The sequence below is a fragment of the Vibrio minamisatsumaniensis genome (genome assembly GCF_050337445.1).
Taxonomy (GTDB): domain Bacteria; phylum Pseudomonadota; class Gammaproteobacteria; order Enterobacterales; family Vibrionaceae; genus Vibrio; species Vibrio artabrorum.
Genome location: NZ_JAKJSY010000139.1, coordinates 1 through 5,176, shown reverse-complemented (window position 1 = coordinate 5,176; position 5,176 = coordinate 1). Strand labels below are relative to the sequence as shown.

The following is a 5,176-nucleotide window of genomic DNA, read 5'->3' as shown; positions in this document are numbered from 1 at the left end:
GGTGCTGATGCGAGTGCTTTGCTGTATAGCATCATCGAGACGGCGAAAGCGAACGGACTGATACTCTACGATTACATGGTCAAATGTATGAAAGAACTGGCAAAGCCAGAGCCTGATATTAACTCTCTTCTGCCTTGGAACGTCTCACACTGAAATTAAAACGCCCCGTGGGATTATGGGGCGCATACTGAGTTTCTGTGTAAGTTGCTTGGTAATTCAGTATATTGGGGCAAAAGGCCATGCTCGATTAATACAGCAATTGAGTTTTTGACATTCTGAAAGCAGCCGTAGGCTGTTTGTCTATGTATATTGTCGAGAAGGTTCCCTCTAAATTTTAAAAGTTCTCCTTGAATGACTTTTGGATATTTGTACCACTCTGAATTGGCCCTGTGTATTTGCTTTAGGAAGGTAATAAGAGGCGAACGGTGAGCTTTAACCTCTTTGAATGAGTGTACGTGCTCTTTGAGTCGTACTGCTATTTGCTGTGGACAAGAAACTCTTAACGTATGGTTGAACAACTCTGCTGCGCTTAGTTTTATCGAAAATTGGCTAGAGATTTTCGTTGGGATTTTCCTATCTTTGTTAGTTTTGTATTCAGACTGGCTTAGGAACATACATGGTTCTAGAGCCTCCTCAGCTTCCAGGGCGTCGAATACAGCATGGATTGCTAGATACTCCATGAGTAAATGCCACTCTAGAATCCGACATTTTGCTCCTCCATATACGTACATCTGGCACGTATGAGAATAGACGTAATGTAGGCACTTTTGAGTTTCACCCAACCTCCCATTGTTCAAAGGGGTGTGCAGGATATTTATATATGTAGCAAAATCGTTTATCAGCTCAGTACTGCGTCTACGAGGGCGAGTACTGAGGTAGGCTGTAAACAAGTCGTAAACATTATCGTCAAGATAGGTAGATAGGAGAGCGAGCTTTGCTTCAGCATCCATAATCTTTTCCCTACTTGATATTCTCAAATAGAAAGTATAGGCAAGCCTCTCATATGTAGCTAGTAATTACAGGGATCTTACTTTTTGAATGTACATCGTAAGGTGACACTTCGTTGTCACACCGGTTGCTAAACTGGAACCTATCTTCGTTGGCGGTGTGACAGTCAGTAATGCGACGCTACACAATGCCGATGAGATTGCTCGTTTAGGGGTAAAGGTTGGCGACAGTGTTATCATCCGCCGCGCTGGTGATGTTATTCCGCAAATTGTGGCTGTCGTACAAGATCGTCGTCCTGATACGGCGAAAGACATTGAATTTCCGAAGACATGTCCGGTATGTAGCTCAGCCGTTGAGCGTGTAGAAGGCGAAGCTGTAGCCTGTTGTACTGGTGGTTTAGTCTGTCAGGCACAGCGAAAAGAAGCACTGAAGCACTTTGTCTCTAGAAAGGCGCTTGATGTTGATGGTCTTGGCGTAAAGGTGATAGAGCAGCTTGTCGATCGTGAAATGGTAGAAACACCGGCTGACCTGTTCAAGCTCAGCGCGGGCGTGATTACGGTACTTGACCGCATGGGGCCTAAATCGGCACAGAATGTAGTAAGTGCGCTTAATAAAGCCAAAGACACAACATTGGCACGTTTCCTTTATTCGTTAGGTATTCGCGAAGTGGGTGAAGCGACTGCAATGAACTTAGCGCAACACTTCAAGACGCTCGAGTTGGTTCAAGCCGCGACACATGAACAATTGGTTGAAGTGTCCGATATTGGCGACATCGTTGCGAGCCATATCACCAGCTTTTTCTCACAAGAGAAAAACAGAGCCGTAGTGGCTCAACTTCTAGAGCTGGGTGTGAATTGGCCTGTCATCGAAGATGCTACCGATGATCAACATCGACCATTAGAAGGTAAGGTGGTTGTGTTAACGGGTTCTCTGTCTCAACTCGGCCGCAATGAAGCCAAAGCTGCATTGCAGGCATTAGGCGCAAAAGTGACGGGCAGTGTCTCTAAAAACACTGATATCTTATTCTCTGGCGAAGCTGCGGGTTCTAAATTAACGAAAGCGCAAGATTTAGGTATTGAAATAAGAACAGAAGACGATCTTATTGCTCTTATTTCGTAATTGAATTTAGGTAAAAAAATATCAAAGGCACTTCTTTATAGAAGTGCCTTTTTTATATTATTTATAGATTTGCGATTTTTTTACTTGTTGAGAATTACGTGTCTATACGAAGTGTCGAATAAGGACAGTGATGACGTTCAATATTAACGAATTGCCTTTACTAGCATGATAAAATTGCGAGTGATATCTAATTAATGTTAATTGACTGTGTTGTAAGTTGTTGTTTCTGTGTGGTTTATTATTTTTGGTATAGATGATTGTCAATTTATCGATCAGGTTCACTAAGTGGGCGGTAAATTTGCACCAACTCATATTTTTTTAGATAGAAATTAAGTTCTGATTGATCTTTCTGAGGGTAAAGTTAGTCTTATTGCCATGGATGCACGATGTGTATAACCAGAAACGAAATAGAGAAATTACGGTTATAAGTATTCTCTAACAAAAAAAGGTATTTCTCTCTACGGCGGCCAACTTTAGGCGGGAAATATTCAAACAGCTATATCCATTTTTAGGAGTTTTATTCCATGGACAAAATGTTTAAACGTACACTTTTAGGCGCAGCAGTTTCTTTTGCTGCTGTATCTGGTTCAGCTAACGCAGCGATTCAACTTGCGGGCGATGCCGTTCAGTTCTACGGCCAAGCAGCGGGTAACATCACTCTTATCGACGCAAACGACACTCAAAGTGTTGGTGCTGAAATTGAATCACGTGTTGGTTTTCGTGGTGTCGTAGAGTTTGACGATATTTCTCCAAACTTCATCTGGCAGATCGAAGGTGGTAACGCGAACAATGGCGCTAATACAGGTGGTTTAGGTGCGCGTGATACTTATCTTGGTCTTGATTTTGAAGGCGTAGGTCAATTCAAATATGGTCGTCAGCTAGTCGCTGCCTATAACTACGTTGACTGGCCACACTCAAACCCTGGTCTAGGTAACGTATTTGACTGGAATAATGACATCGGTGGCGGTTACCAAGACCGTGCAGACAGTGTTCTACGTTTCGACTCTGCTAACTTCGGTGGTTTCAATGTTCAAGCGACATTGAGTGGCATGACGAAAGATACCGACCAAATGGTTTCAAGTATTGGTACCTCTTTCACTAAAGGTATGTTCAGCGTACACGCTGGTTACTACCACCAAGGTTCGTACACGCAAGGTGTAGATGAGCCGGAGAAGTATGAGATTGATAAAAACGGTAACGTTGTAATTAGTGACGCGTGGGTTAAATGGAATGCAGCAGGCTCAAATACGACAGAAACTGTTGAAAGCCGTAATTATGCAATCGTTGGTGGTTCGGTATTCCTTGGCGACCTAACTCTTACTGCAGCATACAAAGCAATGGAAGTGGGCAATGTTGGCCAAAACGCTTACTCTGCGACTGCTCAATACGTGATTGATAGTAAGTACGTTCTAAAAGCAGGTTACGCAGCGACTGATGATGCTGATGGTATCGCAGACAGTGGCGACCAAGCGATTACTGCTCGATTTGGTTACCTGTTACCAAGCTCTTACTGGTACATTGATTCTCGTAACTACAAGATCAATACTTCAGACAACAAGTATGATGGCGAATGGGGTCACCGTATCCTAGCTGGTATGGAATACTACTTCTAATCTAGTTGTCTTGAACCATACTCAAAATCAAGAGCATTCTTTTTATAAGAATGCTCTTTTCACTCCAGGAGTTAAATAAATGAAAGTAATAAATAAAATGTTCGTTATTGGTACTATGCTTACTTCATTCGCTCCGATGGCGGCTGTCGATTTAACGTTAGATAGAAATATCTCAGCATTGGTAGTACATGGTGAAGAAGTTGGCTTTTCCATTTCAAAAGCTGATAAGTTTGATTTCGAAAATGGGCGAAATCAAATCGTTTTACGGGTTGAGCAACTGGTATCCAACCTAGGCGAGAAAGAGAAATTTAATTCCTACCCTATTGTTCTTACATTTGATGCCGAAGACGTATCTTTAAATGTTGCGACGAAATCGCCAATTAGTCGTAAAGAGCATGCCAATGCATTCCAAAAGAATCCTCAATTTGTGATTACCGATGAAACGGGAAAAGAAGTTCAAGTAAAACAGGATGTATTGCCCGTATTGAGTGGTATTTCACGCGATTACGTAAAAGAACTCAATCGATATAATTCTGTGAATTCGATTAATCTGGCTACGGTCACCACCGGTTCTGAAAAAACGAAAACTGAATCTAAGCGTTCAAGTGAAGCAAATCAGTCGCTGCAAATGGTTGAATACTGGTACAGTAAAGCATCAGCTAATGATAAATCACAGTTCAGTGATTGGGCGTTTGATAATCGCAATGAGCAAGACTTAACATCAATAGAAGGCAGCAAACCGGTCGAAATGGCAAGCTATTGGTTTGCACAAGGATCCGTAGAGGAACGTAAAAAGATTTTGTCTTGGCTACTCGAACAATAATTAAACCACGGTAGGTTAAACGTGTTGCGTTGCTTGTCTGACTTTTAATGTTTTTTCATCATTGATTTCGGACATCATGTTTGTTGCTCTTTCTTCTTTACCTTCCATCTTATATTGGTTGGAGACTCGAGTGCGGTATCTATGGTATCGCTATGACATTAGGGGTGAAAACCGCCATCGAGGATTTTTATTTGAGCACAACTTGTTTTGATTTGAATTATCCACGATATTGCTCGAATGTGTGGTAATTGATCAAGTGTTTTCTAATGTATATCTAATCAATCATTAAGCGGTAAACACTAAGGGTCGACCGCTTAAGATTCTTCATATTTTTTCCCCACCATTTAAGCGACATACCATGCTGGGTATATATTCAGTCTTTCCTGATGGAAGTTTACAATCAACAAGGGGGCCTGACTCAGAACCACTTTTAGCTGTCGCGTAACTCGGCAAAGCTATAAAACAGCTTATAACAAAAACTAAAATAACTTTCATATTATCCTCACTAAATATTATTAAATTCAAATAAGGCGCATATTGATTATGGTTTACTTTTAACTATGGTCAATAAAATTTCAATAAATCCCCAGCAAATGAATTATTTCTACAAATAAAAAAGCACCTGTTATTTTTAAATAAAATGAGTGCAAATCACTGATCTTAGTTTTGATAT

General features: G+C 41.1%; 3 protein-coding genes and 1 pseudogene. All 4 read left to right on the top strand.

Annotation, left to right across the window (positions count from 1 at the left end; genetic code table 11):
* Positions 1–153: transposase domain-containing protein (locus L4B77_RS19410; RefSeq protein WP_429752464.1), on the top strand; the 153-nt coding region annotated here is incomplete at its 5' end.
* Positions 154–1,065: 912 nt separating this feature from the next.
* Positions 1,066–2,067, top strand: a pseudogene (gene ligA / locus L4B77_RS19405) (NAD-dependent DNA ligase LigA); the annotation flags it as partial.
* Positions 2,068–2,591: 524 nt separating this feature from the next.
* Positions 2,592–3,680: a porin gene (locus L4B77_RS19400; RefSeq protein WP_429752462.1), complete on the top strand. Its 1,089-nt coding sequence runs from the start codon at positions 2,592–2,594 to the stop codon at positions 3,678–3,680.
* A gap of 79 nt (positions 3,681–3,759) precedes the next feature.
* A complete protein-coding gene (locus tag L4B77_RS19395; RefSeq protein ID WP_372066396.1) occupies positions 3,760–4,503 on the top strand; it encodes a YccT family protein in 744 nt (247 codons plus the stop codon).
* The last annotated feature ends 673 nt before the right edge of the window (positions 4,504–5,176 follow it).

What these genes read in the sequence shown, in the direction of transcription:
- L4B77_RS19395 (WP_372066396.1), top strand. Translation starts at nt 3,760, where the DNA reads ATGAAAGTAATAAATAAAATGTTCGTTATTGGTACTATGCTTACTTCA.
- L4B77_RS19400 (WP_429752462.1), top strand. Translation starts at nt 2,592, where the DNA reads ATGGACAAAATGTTTAAACGTACACTTTTAGGCGCAGCAGTTTCTTTT.